Source organism: Streptomyces sp. A1277 (assembly GCF_004795015.1).
Classification (GTDB): domain Bacteria; phylum Actinomycetota; class Actinomycetes; order Streptomycetales; family Streptomycetaceae; genus Streptomyces.
In genome coordinates, this window is record NZ_SSBI01000020.1 from 103,370 (window position 1) to 119,932 (window position 16,563).

General features: G+C 71.2%; 15 protein-coding genes, 3 tRNA genes and 1 pseudogene. 10 read left to right on the forward strand and 9 right to left on the reverse strand.

Going from position 1 to position 16,563, the window contains the following annotated elements; all coding sequences use genetic code 11:
• Positions 1–148: 148 nt before the first annotated feature.
• Positions 149–406, forward strand: coding sequence for a DUF3073 domain-containing protein (locus E6R18_RS15970; RefSeq protein ID WP_136317549.1), 258 nt, complete (start codon positions 149–151; stop codon positions 404–406).
• A 161-nt stretch (positions 407–567) separates the two neighbouring features.
• Here E6R18_RS15970 and purM read toward each other — a convergent pair whose 3' ends face one another.
• The 5 genes from purM to E6R18_RS15995 form a co-directional block, all read right to left on the reverse strand.
• Positions 568–1,641, reverse strand: coding sequence for a phosphoribosylformylglycinamidine cyclo-ligase (gene purM, locus E6R18_RS15975; RefSeq protein WP_136317550.1), 1,074 nt, complete (start codon positions 1,639–1,641; stop codon positions 568–570).
• A gap of 60 nt (positions 1,642–1,701) precedes the next feature.
• Positions 1,702–3,228 carry an amidophosphoribosyltransferase gene (gene purF, locus E6R18_RS15980; RefSeq protein WP_136317551.1) on the reverse strand — a complete coding sequence of 509 codons (1,527 nt, stop codon included), beginning with the start codon at positions 3,226–3,228 and terminating at the stop codon, positions 1,702–1,704.
• Between the two features lie 386 nt (positions 3,229–3,614).
• A complete protein-coding gene (locus E6R18_RS15985; protein ID WP_136317552.1) occupies positions 3,615–4,481 on the reverse strand; it encodes an META domain-containing protein in 867 nt (288 codons plus the stop codon).
• A 71-nt stretch (positions 4,482–4,552) separates the two neighbouring features.
• Positions 4,553–5,353 carry a maleylpyruvate isomerase family mycothiol-dependent enzyme gene (locus E6R18_RS15990; RefSeq protein WP_136317553.1) on the reverse strand — a complete coding sequence of 267 codons (801 nt, stop codon included), beginning with the start codon at positions 5,351–5,353 and terminating at the stop codon, positions 4,553–4,555.
• A gap of 261 nt (positions 5,354–5,614) precedes the next feature.
• Positions 5,615–6,253, reverse strand: a complete 639-nt coding sequence (locus tag E6R18_RS15995) for a TetR/AcrR family transcriptional regulator (protein WP_136317554.1) — start codon at positions 6,251–6,253, stop codon at positions 5,615–5,617.
• Between the two features lie 122 nt (positions 6,254–6,375).
• On the opposite strand from E6R18_RS15995, the pseudogene E6R18_RS16000 reads away from it, so the two are divergent.
• Positions 6,376–6,897: pseudogene (locus tag E6R18_RS16000) on the forward strand (MFS transporter); the annotation flags it as partial.
• Between the two features lie 174 nt (positions 6,898–7,071).
• Here E6R18_RS16000 and purL read toward each other — a convergent pair.
• The 3 genes from purL to purS are packed head-to-tail and all read right to left on the reverse strand — an operon-like array spanning position 7,072 to position 10,255.
• Positions 7,072–9,321 carry a phosphoribosylformylglycinamidine synthase subunit PurL gene (gene purL, locus E6R18_RS16005; RefSeq protein ID WP_136317555.1) on the reverse strand — a complete coding sequence of 750 codons (2,250 nt, stop codon included), beginning with the start codon at positions 9,319–9,321 and terminating at the stop codon, positions 7,072–7,074.
• Positions 9,318–9,998 (reverse strand): phosphoribosylformylglycinamidine synthase subunit PurQ, encoded by a 681-nt coding sequence (purQ, locus tag E6R18_RS16010; RefSeq protein ID WP_018554114.1) that lies wholly within the window; start codon positions 9,996–9,998, stop codon positions 9,318–9,320. Before purQ ends, purL begins: the two co-directional genes overlap by 4 nt.
• Positions 9,995–10,255, reverse strand: a complete 261-nt coding sequence (gene purS, locus E6R18_RS16015) for a phosphoribosylformylglycinamidine synthase subunit PurS (RefSeq protein WP_018101738.1) — start codon at positions 10,253–10,255, stop codon at positions 9,995–9,997. The genes purQ and purS overlap by 4 nt, the downstream gene beginning before the upstream one ends.
• A 383-nt stretch (positions 10,256–10,638) precedes the next feature.
• Between purS and E6R18_RS16020 the strand changes: the two genes are divergently transcribed.
• The 8 genes from E6R18_RS16020 (at position 10,639) to E6R18_RS16055 (ending at position 15,402) form a co-directional block, all read left to right on the forward strand.
• Positions 10,639–10,974: an Lsr2 family protein gene (locus tag E6R18_RS16020; protein ID WP_206308296.1), complete on the forward strand. Its 336-nt coding sequence runs from the start codon at positions 10,639–10,641 to the stop codon at positions 10,972–10,974.
• Between the two features lie 189 nt (positions 10,975–11,163).
• Positions 11,164–11,235, forward strand: a tRNA-Gly gene (locus E6R18_RS16025).
• 80 nt (positions 11,236–11,315) lie between these two features.
• Positions 11,316–11,388, forward strand: a tRNA-Gly gene (locus E6R18_RS16030).
• Positions 11,389–11,562: 174 nt separating this feature from the next.
• Positions 11,563–12,507, forward strand: coding sequence for an ABC transporter ATP-binding protein (locus E6R18_RS16035; RefSeq protein WP_136317556.1), 945 nt, complete (start codon positions 11,563–11,565; stop codon positions 12,505–12,507).
• Positions 12,504–13,313 (forward strand): ABC transporter permease, encoded by an 810-nt coding sequence (locus E6R18_RS16040; protein ID WP_136317557.1) that lies wholly within the window; start codon positions 12,504–12,506, stop codon positions 13,311–13,313. The genes E6R18_RS16035 and E6R18_RS16040 overlap by 4 nt, the downstream gene beginning before the upstream one ends.
• Positions 13,314–13,331: 18 nt before the next feature.
• Complete coding sequence (locus E6R18_RS16045; RefSeq protein ID WP_136317558.1) at positions 13,332–14,699, forward strand: histidine kinase; 1,368 nt, start codon at positions 13,332–13,334, stop codon at positions 14,697–14,699.
• Positions 14,696–15,307, forward strand: coding sequence for a response regulator transcription factor (locus tag E6R18_RS16050; protein ID WP_136317559.1), 612 nt, complete (start codon positions 14,696–14,698; stop codon positions 15,305–15,307). The genes E6R18_RS16045 and E6R18_RS16050 overlap by 4 nt, the downstream gene beginning before the upstream one ends.
• A 22-nt stretch (positions 15,308–15,329) precedes the next feature.
• Positions 15,330–15,402 (forward strand) — tRNA-Gly (locus tag E6R18_RS16055).
• A 57-nt stretch (positions 15,403–15,459) separates the two neighbouring features.
• Here E6R18_RS16055 and E6R18_RS16060 read toward each other — a convergent pair.
• Complete coding sequence (locus tag E6R18_RS16060; RefSeq protein ID WP_136317560.1) at positions 15,460–16,374, reverse strand: phosphoribosylaminoimidazolesuccinocarboxamide synthase; 915 nt, start codon at positions 16,372–16,374, stop codon at positions 15,460–15,462.
• Positions 16,375–16,563 lie beyond the last annotated feature (189 nt).

The following is a 16,563-nucleotide window of genomic DNA, read 5'->3' on the forward strand; positions in this document are numbered from 1 at the left end:
GTGATGCGGGCGGCGTACCGTATGGCCGCGGAAGCAGGTACCGTTAAAGCTCTACAGGCACGGTCTCTCTGCCGAGAGTCCGTCCTGAAACATGAACGCGTGTCAAGACTCTGGGGCCGTCGAGCCCCGTCACCGAGGGGGTCGAGCCATGGGGCGCGGCCGGGCAAAGGCCAAGCAGACCAAGGTCGCCCGTCAGCTGAAGTACAGCACCGGCGGGACTGACCTGTCGCGTCTGGCCAATGAGCTGGGCGCATCGCCTTCGAGTCAACCACCGAACGCGGAGCCGTTCGAGGACGACGACGAGGAAGATGACCCGTACGCACAGTACGCGGATCTCTACAACGACGACGAGGACGAGGGCGAGGACCAGCAGTCCGGTCCGTCGTCCAAGCGCCGCGGCGCTTGACCTCGCGCTGACACATCGACCCGGTCCGGGCCTGTCCCGGACCGGGTTCTGTGCTGTCCCGGTCCGGAGCGGACGAGGCGGCGGGTGACCGGCCGGGCTCGAGGGCCCGCCCGGCGTTCCGTGCGTGTCCCGGCGGTGCGGGAGCGATCGCCGGTCCCCACTCAGCGTGCGTACGCGCCCACGAGCTCCGCGCCCGTCGTGTGCGCGCCCCGGTCGGTGATCTCGCCGGCGACCCAGGAGTCGACGCCCCGGTCGGCCAGGGTGGTCAGCGCCGCGTCCACCGATTCGGCGGGGACGATCGCGATCATGCCGACGCCCATGTTGAGCGTCTTCTCCAGCTCCAGCTGCTCGACCTGACCGGCCTTGCCGACGAGGTCGAAGACCGCGCCCGGGGTCCAGGTGGAGCGGTCCACCGTCGCGTGCAGGGAGTCGGGGACGACCCGGGCCAGGTTGTTGGCCAGGCCGCCGCCGGTGACGTGGCTGAAGCCGTGCACCTCGGTCGTACGGGTCAGCGCCAGGCAGTCCAGGGAGTAGATCCGGGTGGGCTCCAGGAGCTCCTCGCCGAGGGTCCGGCCGAACTCCTCGACCTGGCGGTCCAGCGTCCAGCCGGCCCGGTCGAAGACCACGTGGCGGACGAGCGAGTACCCGTTGGAGTGAAGACCGGAGGACGCCATCGCGATCACGGCGTCACCCTTGCGGATGCGGTCGGGGCCCAGCAGGCGATCGGCCTCGACCACGCCCGTGCCGGCGCCGGCCACGTCGAAGTCGTCCGCACCCAGCAGGCCCGGGTGCTCGGCGGTCTCCCCGCCGACCAGGGCGCAGCCGGCCAGCACACAGCCCTCGGCGATGCCCTTGACGATGGCCGCGACACGCTCGGGGTGCACCTTGCCGACGCAGATGTAGTCGGTCATGAACAGCGGCTCGGCGCCGCAGACGACGAGGTCGTCGACGACCATGCCGACGAGGTCGTGGCCGATGGTGTCGTACACGCCCATCTGGCGGGCGAGGTCGACCTTGGTGCCGACGCCGTCCGTGGCGGAGGCCAGGAGCGGACGCTCGTAGCGCTTGAGCGCCGAGGCGTCGAAGAGGCCGGCGAAGCCGCCGAGACCGCCGAGGCCCGCGACCTCGGGGCGCTGCGTCTTCTTCACCCACTCCTTCATCAGCTCGACGGCGCGGTCGCCGGCCTCGATGTCGACGCCCGCTGCCGCGTAGGAAGCACCTGTTGTCTCAGACATTGCCTGGGATCTTTCGTGTGGAAATACGGGGCTGGGGGAAGGGCTGCCGGGCGGTCCGGGTCACGGACGGCGCAGCGCGTCGGCCGCGGCCGTCGCCGCAGGGCCTGCCGCCAGCTCGGTCTCCAGCAGCTGCTTGCCGAGCAGCTCCGGGTCCGGAAGCTCCATCGGGTACTCGCCGTCGAAGCAGGCGCGGCACAGGTTCGGCTTGTCGATCGTCGTGGCCTCGATCATCGAGTCGATCGAGATGTACGCGAGCGAGTCGGCGCCCATGGAGGTGCCGATCTCCTCCACGGACATGCCGTTGGCGATCAGCTCGGCGCGGGTCGCGAAGTCGATGCCGAAGAAGCAGGGCCATTTCACCGGCGGGGACGAGATCCGGATGTGGATCTCGGCGGCGCCGGCCTCACGGAGCATCCGGACCAGTGCGCGCTGGGTGTTGCCGCGGACGATCGAGTCGTCCACGACCACCAGGCGCTTGCCCTTGATGACTTCCTTGAGGGGGTTCAGCTTGAGGCGGATGCCCAGCTGGCGAATCGTCTGGGAGGGCTGGATGAAGGTCCGGCCCACGTAGGCGTTCTTCACCAGTCCGGCGCCGAACGGAATCCCGCTGGCCTCCGCGTAGCCGATGGCGGCGGGGGTGCCGGACTCCGGGGTCGCTATGACCAGATCCGCCTCGGCGGGCGCCTCGGCGGCCAGCCTGCGGCCCATCTCCACGCGGGAGAGGTACACGTTGCGCCCGGCGATGTCGGTGTCGGGGCGGGCCAGGTAGACGTACTCGAAGACGCAGCCCTTGGGCTTCGCTTCCGCGAATCGGGAGGTACGCAGGCCGTTCTCGTCGATGGCGACGAGCTCACCCGGCTCGATCTCGCGGACGAAGCTGGCGCCGCAGATGTCGAGGGCGGCGGACTCCGACGCGACGACCCAGCCGCGCTCCAGGCGGCCGAGGACCAGCGGGCGGATGCCCTGCGGGTCACGGGCGGCGTAGAGCGTGTGCTCGTCCATGAAGACGAGGGAGAAGGCGCCCCGCACCTCGGGAAGCACCTTGGTGGCGGCCTCCTCGATGGTGAGCGGCTTGCCGTCCTCGTCGGTCTGTCCGGCGAGCAGGGCGGTCACCAGGTCGGTGTCGTTGGTCGCGGCGACCTGGGTGGCGCGGCCGTCCTTGCGCGGGAGGTCGGCGACCATCTCCGCGAGCTGGGCCGTGTTGACCAGGTTTCCGTTGTGACCCAGGGCGATCGAGCCGTGCGCGGTCGCACGGAACGTCGGCTGCGCGTTCTCCCACACCGAGGCGCCGGTGGTGGAGTAGCGGGCATGACCGACCGCGATATGGCCCTGGAGCGATCCCAGGGAGGTTTCGTCGAAGACCTGCGAGACCAGTCCCATGTCCTTGAAGACCAGGATCTGGGACCCGTTGCTCACTGCGATGCCCGCGGACTCCTGTCCACGGTGCTGCAGGGCATACAGTCCGAAATAGGTGAGCTTGGCGACCTCTTCGCCCGGAGCCCAGACACCGAAGACGCCGCAAGCGTCCTGGGGGCCCTTCTCTCCGGGGAGCAGGTCGTGGTTGAGTCGTCCATCACCACGAGGCACGCCACCGAGTGTAGGGGAGATCGACCACTGGTCCGAATTGGGGATGCCCCGCCGGACCGCTGCGGAAGCGCCTCCGGGGAACGCCCCCGGGGCCGCCCGAACGGTCACCGGGAGTGATCGCCTCCGCGTCCCGGTCTACGCGCGGCAACCGCCGCAGGGCAGGCGACATCCGGATCACCGGCCGGTTACCGACAGGTTCCGGCCACCCGGCCTATGGCATCGGCGGGCCGGTTCGTGGCGCTGCGTGAGGCGGCTCGCGGCGGCCTCGCGAGGAGAGCCCGAACGGTCGTTTCGTGGCGAGCCTCACACCGCCGCCGCCCGGTATGCGGCATCTCGGTGCACCCGGCGGCCCTTCGCGGCCGGTTGTCCGTCGTCAGGCGTTCGCTTCAGCCGCTTCCGTCCGCCGCCGAGGCGCCGAGCCCCCGGGCGCCGTCCTCGGTGGTGAGCGTCAACGTGCGCTGATCGATGCCGAAGGTCGTCCGGTTCCCGTCGAGCACCGCCCGTACGGCACGCTCCAGCCGCATCTCCGGGTCCGGGCACATCTTCCGGGTGGCGGTGAGCGGGCCGAAGGTGATCGTGGAGCCGGAGACCTTCGCCGTGGACCGGAAGGTGTTGCAGCCGAGGGTGCCGTGGACCGTGCCGTCCCGGCCGAAGGTGATCCGCGCCTCGTCCTGCGTACCGCTGGGCACGGAGGAGGCGCTGGAGCCGGTGGCCAGGGTGGTGACCCGCCAGTCGGTGCCGGCGAGCGGGACCGGGCGCCGGGCGGTGAGGGTGATGCTGTCGCCCTCGGCGGTGGTCAGGGTGAGGGTCTTGTTCTCCACGGTGGCGGTGAGCTTGCCGCTGAAGGCTTTGGCCAGCAGGGATTCGAAGCGCTGGACGCCCGGTTCGCAGCCCGTCTCGGTGGTCGTCCCCGGCTCGACGCTGAGGGTGTGGCCGTCGAGCCGCGCCCGCGCCGTGAACCGGTTGCAGCCGTAGCTGCCGCTCGCCCGCCCCTTCGCGTCGATCTCCACGTGCGCGCCGGTCGGGGCCTCGGTGCGCCGCCCGTCGACCGTCACCGCGTCGACGCTCCAGCGCACGCCGGTGACGGACCGGGCGGGCTGTGCGGAGCCGCTGTCGCCGGCGGGGGCGGACCGCGAGGAGCCCGAGCCGGTCCCGTCGGCGGACTCCGTGCCGCAGGCGGTGAGGGCGATCAGGGCCAGGAGGCCGACGGCCAGATGCCGCAGCCGCGTGGAGAGCCGCGTAGTGAGCTGCATGCGGGTGAGACGGCCGGCACGGGCGGTCCGGTTCCCGCACTCGGCCATCGGGGGCCGGGCCCGGGGCCCGGTCAGCCCATGAGGGGCAGCAGGGCGGACAGGTCGGCCCGCTCGCCGCTGGCCCCGACCTTCGCCGCCTCGACCTCCCGCGCCCACTCCGTACGCCCGGTCGCCAGCCGTATCCAGGTCAGCGGATCGGTCTCCACGACGTTGGGCGGGGTGCCCCGGGTGTGGCGCGGGCCCTCGACGCACTGCACCACGGCGAACGGCGGGACCCGCACCTCGACCGACCCGCCGGGCGCCCTCTGGGCCAGCGCGTCCGCGAGCAGCCGGGTGCAGGCGGCGAGCGCCTGGCGGTCGTACGGGATGGAGAGCCCGGTCGCCTCATTGAGGTCGTACGTGTGGACGACCAGCTCCACGGTGCGGGTGACCAGGAAGTCGCCGAGGCGCATCGCCCCGACCCGGGTGGCCAGCAGCCGGTCCTCGGAGGCCGCCGGCACCAGCGCCTCGAAGCGGGCGGCGACCTCCGCGTACAGCGTGTCCAGGTCCGGTGCGCCGGTGACCCGTGCGGCGGTGTCGTCGGCGCTCCGGGGGGCGCGGGCGGCCGTGGTGAACGGCCACTCCAGGAGGGAGACCTCGGGCCTGGCCAGGGCGGGGGCGGGCAGCTCCAGGGTCTGGCTGACGTGCGAGAGCGCCATGGTGACGTGGGCGGCGAGCTCGCGCACCGTCCAGTCCCCGAGGCCGCTCGGGGCGCCGAGCTGCTGCGGGGTCAGGGTGCGGACGGCGTCCCGTACATGGGCGAACTGGGCCTGGACCGCGGTGCGGGTCCTGACCGGGTCGTAGCGACGGGCGCGCTTCTGCGAGGGCGGCATGGTGCGGAGCCTACGGCCTTGCACTGACAGGCCGCCCGGGACGGGGCGAGGCGCCCCCGCAGGCGGTCAGGAACGGCTCGCGTAGTCGCCCCAGGCCGCCCGGAACGGGGGCGAGGCGCCCCCGCAGGCGGTCAGGAACGGCTCGCGTAGTCGCCCCAGGCCGCCCGGGACGGGGGCGAGGCGCCCCCGCAGGCGGTCAGGGACGGCTCGCGTAGTCACCCCAGGCCGCCCGGAACGGGGGCGAGGCGCCCCCGCAGGCGGTCAGGGACGGCTCGCGTAGTCGCCGAGGCCCTTCTCCAGCAGGTCGAAGCCGCGGCCGGCGAGCATGACGGCGTCCGCCGCGACCGCGTCGGCGGACTCACCGGCCAGCAGGCGCCGGTGGTTCTCGGTGATCAGCGCGTTGCGGGTGCCGAGCAGCTGGGAGGCGACGACGCGGGCGATGGCCGGCTCCTCACCCTCCTCGATCAGGACGTCGGTGAGCTCGTCGAGGGTGCGGACGAAGAAGGCGTGGGCGCGGGTGAGCAGGGCGGGCGTCCGCTGGATGAGCCGGACGAGACCGAGCGCCACCGGGAAGTCGCTCATCCCGACCGACGGGTCCCGGCGCTCGACGGCCGCCAGGAAGTGCCGGCGCATGGCCGCGACCGCGGATTCGCCGGGAGCGCGGTCCCGCACGATCCGGGCGGCGTCGCCGATGTGCTCCTCCATCGGCGCGAAGACCAGGTCTTCCTTGCTGTCGAAGTAGTTGAAGACGGTCATCTTCGATACGTCGGCCGCCTCGGCGATCTCCGCGACCGAGACCTGGTCGAAGCCGCGCTCGGCGAAGAGTTTCGTGGCCTGTGCCAGCAGACGGCGTCGCGTCTCGATCTTCTTGCGCTCGCGCAGGCCCATCCCCTCGGTCATGGGATCACTGTACCAGGATGAAAATTAATCCTGGATGAAAACTTGACTCAGTACATGATTACCGGAACGGGGGGGGCCGCAGCGGCGCGCTGCCCGTGCTGCCGAGAAGGGGGAGCCCTGCCATGCCCGGGACGAAGACCGCGGACCCACCGCCACAGGCCGCCGTCGCCGAGCGACCGGCCACCGACCGGGGCGTCACCGTCGCGGTGGCGCTCTGCATCGTCACGATCCTGCCGGCCGTCCTGGACTCGAACATCCTGTCCTTCGCAACCGTGCCGATCGTCCGCGATCCCGGCCCGGTCCACGGCGTCGACCGGATTCCGTGGCTGATCACCGCCTACCAGCTCGCCGCGACCGCCGCGCTGCCGCTGTACGGCAAGCTCTGCGACTCCGTCGGCTCGAAGACCGTCTTCATCGGGGCGCTCGCCACCTTCCTGACCGGATCGGCGCTGTGCGGAATGGCCCAGTCCATGGGCGAGCTGATCGCCGCACGCGCCATCCAGGGCATCGGCGGCGGCGGCGGGCTGATGAGCGTGACCATGGTCGTCCTGCACCAGCTCGGCGCCGGTCTCGCCGCCGCCTTCTCGACCGCGCTGCTCCTGGTCACCGAGTGGGGCGGCGAGGACTACGCCTGGACCTCCCCGACCGACGCGGTCTTCGCCTGCGCCACCGGCGTGATGGTCCTCGCCCTGCTCCTCTCCACCCGGCTGCCGGGCACCCGCTCAAGGGCCTGACGCTTCCCCGTACGCACATCGCACGAAGCCCCCGACCGGTCGGACCGGTCGGGGGCTTTCTGCCGGGGCGTACCCGCGTGCGGGCTACGCGAGCAGCGCGGGGATCGTGTCCTCGTGCGCCGTACGCAGCTCGCTCAGCGGGATGCTGAACTCGCCCTGGACCTCGACCTCGTCGCCGTCCACGACACCGATGCGGGTCACGGGCAGACCGCGCGCCCCGCACATGTCGTTGAACCGCAGCTCCTCGCTGCGCGGCACCGCGACGACCGCGCGGCCCGCGGACTCCGAGAACAGCAGCGTGAACGCGTCCAGGCCGTCCGGCACGACCAGCCGGGCACCCTTCCCACCGCGCAGGCAGGACTCGGTGACCGCCTGGATCAGACCGCCGTCCGACAGGTCGTGCGCCGCGTCGATCATGCCGTCGCGGGACCCCGAGATCAGGATCTCGGCGAGCAGCTTCTCGCGGCCCAGGTCCACCTTGGGCGGCAGACCGCCGAGGTGGTTGTGGACGACCTCGGACCAGGCCGAGCCGCCGAACTCCTCGTGCGTGTCACCCAGCAGGTAGAGGAGCTGGCCCTCTTCCGCGAAGGCGACCGGGGTGCGCCGCGTGACGTCGTCGATCACTCCGAGCACGGCCACGACCGGCGTCGGGTGGATCGCCGTCTCACCGGTCTGGTTGTACAGCGAGACGTTGCCGCCGGTGACCGGGGTGCCCAGCTCCAGGCAGCCGTCCGCGAGACCGCGGGTGGCCTCGGCGAACTGCCACATGACGTCCGGGTCCTCGGGCGAACCGAAGTTCAGGCAGTCCGAGATGGCGAGCGGCTTGGCGCCGGAGGCGGCGACGTTGCGGTACGACTCCGCCAGCGCGAGCTGCGCGCCGGTGTACGGGTCGAGCTTGGCGTACCGGCCGTTGCCGTCGGTCGCCATGGCCACGCCGAGGTTGGACTCCTCGTCGATGCGGACCATGCCGGCGTCCTCGGGCATCGCGAGCACGGTGTTGCCCTGCACGAACCGGTCGTACTGGTCCGTGATCCAGGACTTCGACGCCTGGTTCGGCGAGGAGACCAGCTTGAGGACCTGCTCGCGCAGCTCGGCGCCGTCGGCCGGGCGGGCCAGCTTGCCGGCGTCGTCGGCCTGGAGCGCGTCCTGCCAGGACGGGCGGGCGTACGGGCGGTGGTAGGTCGGGCCCTCGTGGGCGACGGACCGCGGCGGCACGTCCACGATCTGCTCGCCGTGCCAGAAGATCTCCAGCTGCGAGCCCTCGGTCACCTCACCGATGACGGTGGCGATGACGTCCCACTTCTCGCAGATCTCCAGGAAGCGGTCCACGTGCTGCGGCTCGACGATCGCGCACATGCGCTCCTGCGACTCGCTCATGAGGATTTCCTCGGGCGAGAGGGAGGAGTCGCGCAGCGGCACGGTGTCCAGCTCGACGCGCATGCCGCCGGAGCCCGCGGAGGCCAGCTCGCTCGTGGCGCAGGAGAGCCCGGCGCCGCCGAGGTCCTGGATGCCCGCGACGAGCTTCTCCTTGAAGATCTCCAGGGTGCACTCGATGAGGAGCTTCTCCTGGAACGGGTCGCCGACCTGGACGGCGGGGCGCTTGGCCGGGCCGGTCGACTCGAAGGTCTCCGAGGCCAGCACGGAGACGCCGCCGATGCCGTCGCCGCCGGTGCGGGCGCCGTACAGGATGACCTTGTTGCCGGGGCCGGACGCCTGCGCGAGGTGGATGTCCTCGTGCTTCATGACACCGATGCAGCCGGCGTTGACCAGCGGGTTGCCCTGGTAGCAGGCGTCGAAGACGACCTCGCCGCCGATGTTCGGCAGGCCCAGGCAGTTGCCGTAGCCGCCGATGCCCGCGACGACGCCCGGCAGGACGCGCTTGGTGTCGGGGTGGTCGGCCGCACCGAAGCGCAGCGGGTCGACGACCGCGACCGGGCGGGCCCCCATGGCGAGGATGTCGCGGACGATGCCGCCGACGCCGGTGGCCGCGCCCTGGTAGGGCTCGATGTACGAGGGGTGGTTGTGCGACTCGACCTTGAAGGTCACCGCGTACCCCTGGCCGACGTCGACCACACCGGCGTTCTCACCGATGCCGACGAGCATGGCGTCGTTGGCGGGGACCTTCTCGCCGAACTGCTTGAGGTGGACCTTGCTGCTCTTGTACGAGCAGTGCTCCGACCACATCACCGAGTACATGGCGAGCTCGGCGCCGGTGGGACGGCGGCCCAGGATCTCGCGGATGCGGGCGTACTCGTCCTCCTTGAGGCCGAGTTCCTTCCAGGGCTGCTCGGTGTCCGGGGTTTCGGCCGCGTGCTTGACCGTGTCCAGGCTCATGCGTTGACCAGCTTCTTGATGATCGAGGTGAAGAAACCGAGACCGTCGGTGCGACCGGTGCCGATCAGCGGCTCCACGGCGTGCTCCGGGTGCGGCATCAGGCCGACGACGTTGCCCGCGGCGTTGGTGATGCCGGCGATGTCGCGCAGCGAGCCGTTGGGGTTGCGGCCCACATAGCGGAACGCGACGCGGCCCTCGGCCTCCAGCTCGTCGAGCGTGTGCTCGTCGGCGGTGTAGCGGCCGTCCATGTTCTTGAGCGGTACGGAGATCTCCTGGCCCGCGGAGTAGTCCGAGGTCCAGGCGGTCTCCGCGTTCTCGACGCGCAGGGTCTGGTCGCGGCAGATGAAGTGCAGGTGGTTGTTGCGCAGCATCGCGCCGGGCAGCAGGTGCGCCTCGGTCAGGATCTGGAAGCCGTTGCAGATGCCGAGGACCGGCATGCCCGCCTTCGCCTGCTCGATCACCGTCTCCATAACCGGCGAGAACCGGGAGATGGCTCCGGCGCGCAGATAGTCGCCGTAGGAGAAACCGCCCGCGAGGATGACCGCGTCCACCTGGTGCAGGTCCTTGTCGCGGTGCCACAGCGACACGGGCTCGGCGCCCGCGACCCGTACGGCCCGAAGGGCGTCCTGGTCGTCGAGCGTGCCCGGAAAGGTGACGACTCCGATACGAGCGGTCACTTCGACTCCTCGGCGTTCTCCACCTTCACGGTGAAGTCCTCGATCACGGTGTTGGCGAGGAAGGTCTCCGCCATCTCGTGAATACGGGCGAGGGCGGCGTCGTCGACCGGCCCCTCGACCTGCAGCTCGAAACGCTTTCCCTGACGTACGTCCGCGATTCCCTCGAAGCCGAGACGGGGCAGTGCGCGCTGCACCGCCTGTCCCTGCGGGTCGAGGATCTCGGGCTTGAGCATGACGTCGACTACGACGCGTGCCACTGGCACTCCCGGTGTGGTGGTGTGGTGCGGCTGTTTCTCCGGGGGGTTCCCCAGACCCCCGCGGGTCCACTCAGCGTACCTGCCCGGAAATTCTACGCGGGTAGATATCAAACGGGGCAGATCACGCCGAGATATCGGCCGATCACCGGGCAGCGGAAATCCCGCGAAACAAATGATCGCCGGCGCACACATAGGGGCGGACACGCGCAGGTAATTGCCCGGGCTTCACAATGCGGCACCAGTCGCTGTACAAATGATTACCGGGGAAAGCAGGATTGCCCCCGCGACACCGACAACAGTCGGCCCGCATCCGCGCTCACAGCCGGAAGGCCGGCATCGGCGCATGTCAGAAGCGCCGGCGCCGTAGGAAAGGACCGATATCCGTGGCTCAGCGCGTAGTGGTCACACTCTCCGACGACATCGACGGGGGAACAGCGGCGGAAACGGTCACCTTCGCCCTCGACGGGAAGTCGTACGAGATCGACCTCAATCCGTCCAACGCAAAGAAACTGCGCAAAGCCCTGGCCCCGTACATGGCGGCCGGCCGCAAGCAGACAAATGCCGGCAAACACGGCAAGGTTCCCGTCTCGTACCGGCACACCTCGCTCGCGCCCGACCCCGCGGCGGTGCGCGCCTGGGCGCGCTCGCACCGGATGGACGTGCCGGCCCGGGGCCGGATTCCCAAGAGCGTCTACGAGGCGTTCCAGGAAGCCAGTTGACCCTGCGTCCGCATCGGCGGACGGGCCGGCCGGCCGTGCCGGACCCGCCCGCCGGACGCGCCCGACGCCCCGTCAAGGGGGCCCGGCAGGCCGCCTCGCGGGAGCCGACTTGCGCGACACCCCCGCAGGTCGGCTAGAGTCTGGAGCACGCCGAAGGGCAAGGCCGAAAAGCCGAACCCCAAGCAGCGTGCGGGTGTAGTTCAGTAGTAGAACATCCCCCTTCCAGGGGGAAGGCGCAGTGTGCAATTCCTGTCACCCGCTCTGCATCACTCTTCATGACCACTCCGGTGGATCAGGTAGAGTAGTGCTCGCTCCACCGGTGAAAGCCGAGTGGTTGCAATGCGGACGTAGCTCAGTTGGTAGAGCGCAACCTTGCCAAGGTTGAGGTCGCCAGTTCGAACCTGGTCGTCCGCTCGGTTCAGCAAGAAGCCCCCGGCCTTTCGGCTGGGGGCTTCTTCGTATGCGGCGCGGATTCTCCGCCCTGTCGTGTGCTTTCCCGGCCCGCGCGCCACCACCCATGACGTTTGTCATGGGTGGTGGTGACAGCGCGCACTGCCCTCGGCGGTCCGCCGGAGGAAACCTTGAGACATGACCAGCGACGACATGTCCCGTGAGTGCGTGATCCAGGCGGATGACGTCCGGCGCAGCTACGCCGGCGGATTCGAGGCTGTGACCGGTGTCTCCTTCAGCGTGGCGCGCGGCGAGCTGTTCGCCCTCCTCGGCACGAACGGCGCCGGCAAGACCTCCACCGTCGAGCTCCTGGAGGGCCTGGCCCGCCCCGACGGCGGCACGGTCCGGGTGCTGGGCCACGACCCGTACACCGAGCGTGCCCGGGTGCGCCCGCGGATAGGCGTGATGCTCCAGGAGGGCGGCTTCCCGTCCGAGCTGTCGGTGGCCGAGACGGTACGGATGTGGGCGGGCTGCACCAGCGGCGCCCGGCCGACCGGTGAGGCCCTGGAACTGGTGGGGCTCGGCCACCGGGCGCGCGTCCGGGTCAAGCAGCTCTCCGGCGGCGAGCGGCGGCGGCTGGACCTGGCGCTGGCCCTGCTCGGCCGGCCGGAGGTGCTCTTCCTCGACGAGCCGACCACCGGTCTCGACGCCGAGGGCCGGCGCGACACCTGGGAGCTGGTGCGCCGCCTCCAGGAGGACGGCATCACCGTGCTGCTCACCACGCACTACCTGGAGGAGGCAGAGGCGCTCGCCGACCGGCTGGCGATCATGCACCGCGGCCGGATCGTGACCACGGGCACCACCGCCGAGGTGACGGCCGCCCGCCCCGCCCGCATCCGCTTCGAGCTGCCCGGGGGCATACCCGCGGCGCGGCTGCCCCTGGGGCTCCGCGCCGCCGCCGAGGGCCCGCGGATCGAGATCCGTACGCACCGGCTCCAGGATTCACTGACCGAACTGCTGCGCTGGGCCGCGGAGTCGGACGTCCCGCTGCTGGGGCTAGACGCCCGCTCGGCCTCCCTCGAAGAGGCGTTCCTCGACATCGCGAAGTCCGCCGCCCAGACCGAAGAGGTGCCTGTTCCATGACGACCGCGACCACCGCCGCACCCACCGCGAAGCGCACCACGGGGACGACGGCCCGGACCCGGCTGACGGCTCTCGGGCGGGCCGAGCTGACGCTGCTCGCCCGCAACCGCACGGCGATCTTCGTCGCGCTGCTCATGCCGGCGGCCATGATCATGGCCATGAGGTCGGCGTTCGAGAAGGTGGACCTCAAGGACACCGGGCTCACCGTCGCCGGGGCGGTACTCATGGGCGGCATCGGCACGGTGCTGGTCCAGGCCGTCTACATGAACCTCGTCGCCGCCTATGTGGCGCGGCGCGAGGAGCTGGTCCTGAAGCGGCTGCGCACCGGCGAGGTCACCGACGGGGAGATCCTCGCCGGCACCGCCCTGCCGGCCGGCGCGCTGGCGCTGACGCAGAGCGTGGTGATTCTCGTCGCCGGCACGGCCTTCTTCGGCCTCGGCGCACCCGAGCGGCCCGAACTACTGGTCGCGGGGCTGCTGTTGGGCGTGGTGCTGCTGACGGTGCTGGCCGCGGTCACCTCCGTGGTGACCCGCACGGTGCAGACCGCCCAGCTGACGACCCTGCCGCTGTTCCTCGTCTCGATGATGGGCTCGGGGCTCTTCGTTCCGCTGGAGATATTCCCCGACCGGCTGGCGACGTTCTGCGAACTCCTGCCGCTGACCGGAGTGATGACGCTGATCCGGGCCGGCTGGCTCGGCGGCCCCGGGGGCTCGGAGCTGCTCGGGGCGGCGCTGACCGGGTTGGTCTGGACGGCGGTGGGCGTGTTTGCTGTGCAGCGGTGGTTCCGCTGGGATCCGCGACGCTGACAGGGAGGACGGGCCGTGATGCGCCTACGGGGTTGGCGCCGCAGCTGGCAGGAGCGCGGCAAGATGGAGCGGATCGACCTTTACTCACGGTTCACCATCTCCTCGATGCCCTGGATCTTCACCCTGGCCTGGCAGGGAGCGCCCTTCGACCACGACATCCGGCACGAGCCGCTGCCGCTGACCCTGGGTGTGGCGCTGCTCATCGTGAGCGTGGCGCAGTGCGTGCTCAGCAACCGCAACCTGTCACCGGCCTACGAGCACTACCTCCGGCTCTCCGTCTTCCCCTGGCGGCGCATGCTCGCCCCCGTGGCGCTCCTGGTGCTGGCCATCGGGCTGCTGGCGGCGCTGTTCGGAGTGGACGGGGTCCATGGCTCGGGACTGCTGCTCATGGCGCTGAACGCCCCGATGGCGCTGGTGATCACGCGCGTGCTCCTGGTCCCGGTCCGCAGGTTCATGATCGAGTCGCTCTGCCTCACCCTCCTGACCACCGCGGCGCTCGCGGCGGCCGGGCTTCGGGGCGGCACCCTGGCCGGCGTGGTGCCCTGCACCCTCTTCGGCTGTGTGCTGGTCCTGATCTCGGTACGGCCGAGCGCCTGGAGCATGAGCGTGATGTGGCAGGCCGAGCAGGCCCGGGACATACAGGCAAGGCTCGCCGTGGCCGAGGAACGGCTGCGGTTCGGGCGCGACATGCACGACGTGCTGGGCCGCAACCTCGCGGTCATCGCGCTCAAGAGCGAGCTGGCGGTGGAGCTGGCGCAGCGCGGCAGGTCCGATGCGGTGGACCAGATGGTCGAGGTGCAGCGGATAGCGCGCGCCTCGCAGCAGGAGGTGCGCGATGTGGTGCGCGGGTACCGGGAGGCCGACCTGATCACGGAACTGGCCGGGGCCCAGGGAGTGCTGAGCGCGGCCGGCATCGAGTGCGTGGTGAGCGCCGACAACGGCGACAGGCTGCCCGTGCCGGTGCAGGCGGCGCTCGGCTGGGTGGTCCGCGAGGCGGCGACCAACGTGCTGCGGCACGGCGACCCCCGGCGCTGCGTGATCCGGTTGGACGCCACCGCGGACGCCGCCGTGCTGCACGTGGAGAACGACGGGGCGACGGCCACCGCGGCAGCCACCGCGTCCGGCGGTCCGGGCTCCGGGCTGGCCGGCCTCCGGGAGCGGCTGGGCGCGCTCGACGGCTCGCTGGAGGCGGGGCCTGCGGAGGGCGGGCGGTTCCGGCTGACGGCGACCGTCCCGCTGGACGGCCTGGAGGAGGCGCGTGACCCCGGCAGGGGCTCCCGTGACGGAGGCGGGGCGGCGGTCCCCGGGATGAGGCGTCCGGGCTCCGTGGTGAGTCCCGGTGTGGTGGTGGGCCCGGGGCCGGGCCTGGTGGAGGGACGACGATGACCGCGGTACGCGTGCTGCTCGCCGACGACGAGCATCTGATCCGGGGCGCGCTCGCCGCCCTCCTCGCGCTGGAGGACGACCTCGTGGTGGTCGCGGAGGCGGCGACGGGTCCGGAGGCGCTCGCCATGGCCCGGGCGCACCGCCCCGATGTGGCGGTGCTGGACCTGGAGATGCCGGGGGCGGACGGTGTGAACGTGGCCACATCGCTGCGGGCCGAGCTCCCGGGCTGCCGGACCATGATCGTGACCAGCCACGGCCGGCCGGGGCACCTGAAGCGGGCACTCGCGGCGGGGGTGCGGGCGTTCGTACCGAAGACGGTCAGCGCCCGTCAGCTGGCCGGGATCATCCGTACCGTGCACGCCGGAAACCGTTATGTGGACCCGGAGTTGGCTGCGGACGCGATCGCCGCCGGGGACTCGCCGCTGACCGTGCGCGAGACCGAGGTGCTGGAGCTGGCGGCGGACGGGGCGCCGGTCTCTGAGATCGCCGAGCGTGCGTCGCTGTCGCAGGGGACCGTGCGGAACTACCTCTCGGCGGCGGCCTCGAAGCTCGGGGCGGAGAACCGGCACGCGGCAGTGCGTCTCGCACGCGAGCGGGGTTGGGTATAGTGGTCATCGCGCTTCGGCGCTTGCGGACGTAGCTCAGTTGGTAGAGCGCAACCTTGCCAAGGTTGAGGTCGCCAGTTCGAACCTGGTCGTCCGCTCGGTTCAGCAAGAAGCCCCCGGCCTTCCGGCCGGGGGCTTCTTCGTGTGCGGGGCGGCTACTTCCAGGGTGTACCGGTGAGGAGTTCGTACGCCTCGATGTACTTGGCGCGGGTCGCGTCCACGATCTCCTGGGGCAGTGCCGGCGGCGGCTGCTCGCTCTTGCGGTCCCAGCCGGAGGCCGGCGAGGTCAGCCAGTCGCGCACGAACTGCTTGTCGTACGACGGCTGGGCGTGGCCCGGCTCCCAGGAGGCGGCGGGCCAGAAGCGGGAGGAGTCCGGGGTCAGCACCTCGTCGGCGATGATCAGTTCCTCGCCGCCGTCGGCGGTGGGCGCGAAGCCGAACTCGAACTTGGTGTCCGCGAGGATGATCCCGCGCTCGCGCGCGATGCCGCGGGCCCGGCCGTAGACGTCCAGGGTCGTCCGGCGCAGCAGGGCGGCCGTCTCGGCGCCGACCTGGTGGGCGACCTCCTCGTAGCTGACGTTCTCGTCGTGGTCGCCGACGGCCGCCTTGGTGGCGGGGGTGAAGATCGCCCCGGGGAGCTCGGAGCCGTCGACGAGGCCGTCGGGGAGCCCGATGCCGCAGACGGTGCGGGACTCGTTGTACTCGACGAGGCCGGAGCCCGTGAGGTAGCCGCGGGCGACGCACTCGACCGGGACCATCCGCAGCGACTTGCAGATCATGGTGCGGCCGGCCCAGTCGGCGGGGGCCCCGGCAGGCACCTCGGTCGACAGGACGTGGTTGGGCACGAGGTCGGCGAGCTGGTCGAACCACCACATCGAGAGGCGGGTCAGGACACGGCCCTTGTCCGGGATCTCGGTCGGCAGCACCCAGTCGTAAGCGGACAGCCGGTCGCTGGCGACCATGACGAGGTCACCGGCCTCGTTCCGGTACAGGTCGCGCACCTTGCCGGTGTGAAGGTGGGTGAGTCCCGGTACCTGCACGGGCTCAGGCTTTTCTACAAATCCGGACACGATGCCTCCGCGTAGGTTGATCCAGGAGCTGTTCCGATTGTCCCGTATACGGGCGCGGTCGGCTGCGGAGGGGGTGCCGACCGGGTGCCCGGGGGTGCGGGGGGGGGTGCGGGGCGGGCTCGGGCGCGGGACGGGCTCGTCCGCGGGGCGGGCTTGGGCGCGGGGCGGGGCGGGCGCGGGGCGGAGATC

Coding starts and splice junctions, on each gene's coding strand:
- E6R18_RS16040 (WP_136317557.1), top strand. CDS start 12,504: ATGACGACCGCGACCACCGCCGCACCCACCGCGAAGCGCACCACGGGG.
- purM (WP_136317550.1), bottom strand. CDS start 1,641: ATGTCTGAGACAACAGGTGCTTCCTACGCGGCAGCGGGCGTCGACATC.
- E6R18_RS15990 (WP_136317553.1), bottom strand. CDS start 5,353: ATGCCGCCCTCGCAGAAGCGCGCCCGTCGCTACGACCCGGTCAGGACC.
- purL (WP_136317555.1), bottom strand. CDS start 9,321: ATGAGCCTGGACACGGTCAAGCACGCGGCCGAAACCCCGGACACCGAG.
- E6R18_RS16050 (WP_136317559.1), top strand. CDS start 14,696: ATGACCGCGGTACGCGTGCTGCTCGCCGACGACGAGCATCTGATCCGG.
- E6R18_RS15985 (WP_136317552.1), bottom strand. CDS start 4,481: ATGCAGCTCACTACGCGGCTCTCCACGCGGCTGCGGCATCTGGCCGTC.
- E6R18_RS16045 (WP_136317558.1), top strand. CDS start 13,332: ATGCGCCTACGGGGTTGGCGCCGCAGCTGGCAGGAGCGCGGCAAGATG.
- E6R18_RS15970 (WP_136317549.1), top strand. CDS start 149: ATGGGGCGCGGCCGGGCAAAGGCCAAGCAGACCAAGGTCGCCCGTCAG.
- E6R18_RS16035 (WP_136317556.1), top strand. CDS start 11,563: ATGACCAGCGACGACATGTCCCGTGAGTGCGTGATCCAGGCGGATGAC.
- E6R18_RS15995 (WP_136317554.1), bottom strand. CDS start 6,253: ATGACCGAGGGGATGGGCCTGCGCGAGCGCAAGAAGATCGAGACGCGA.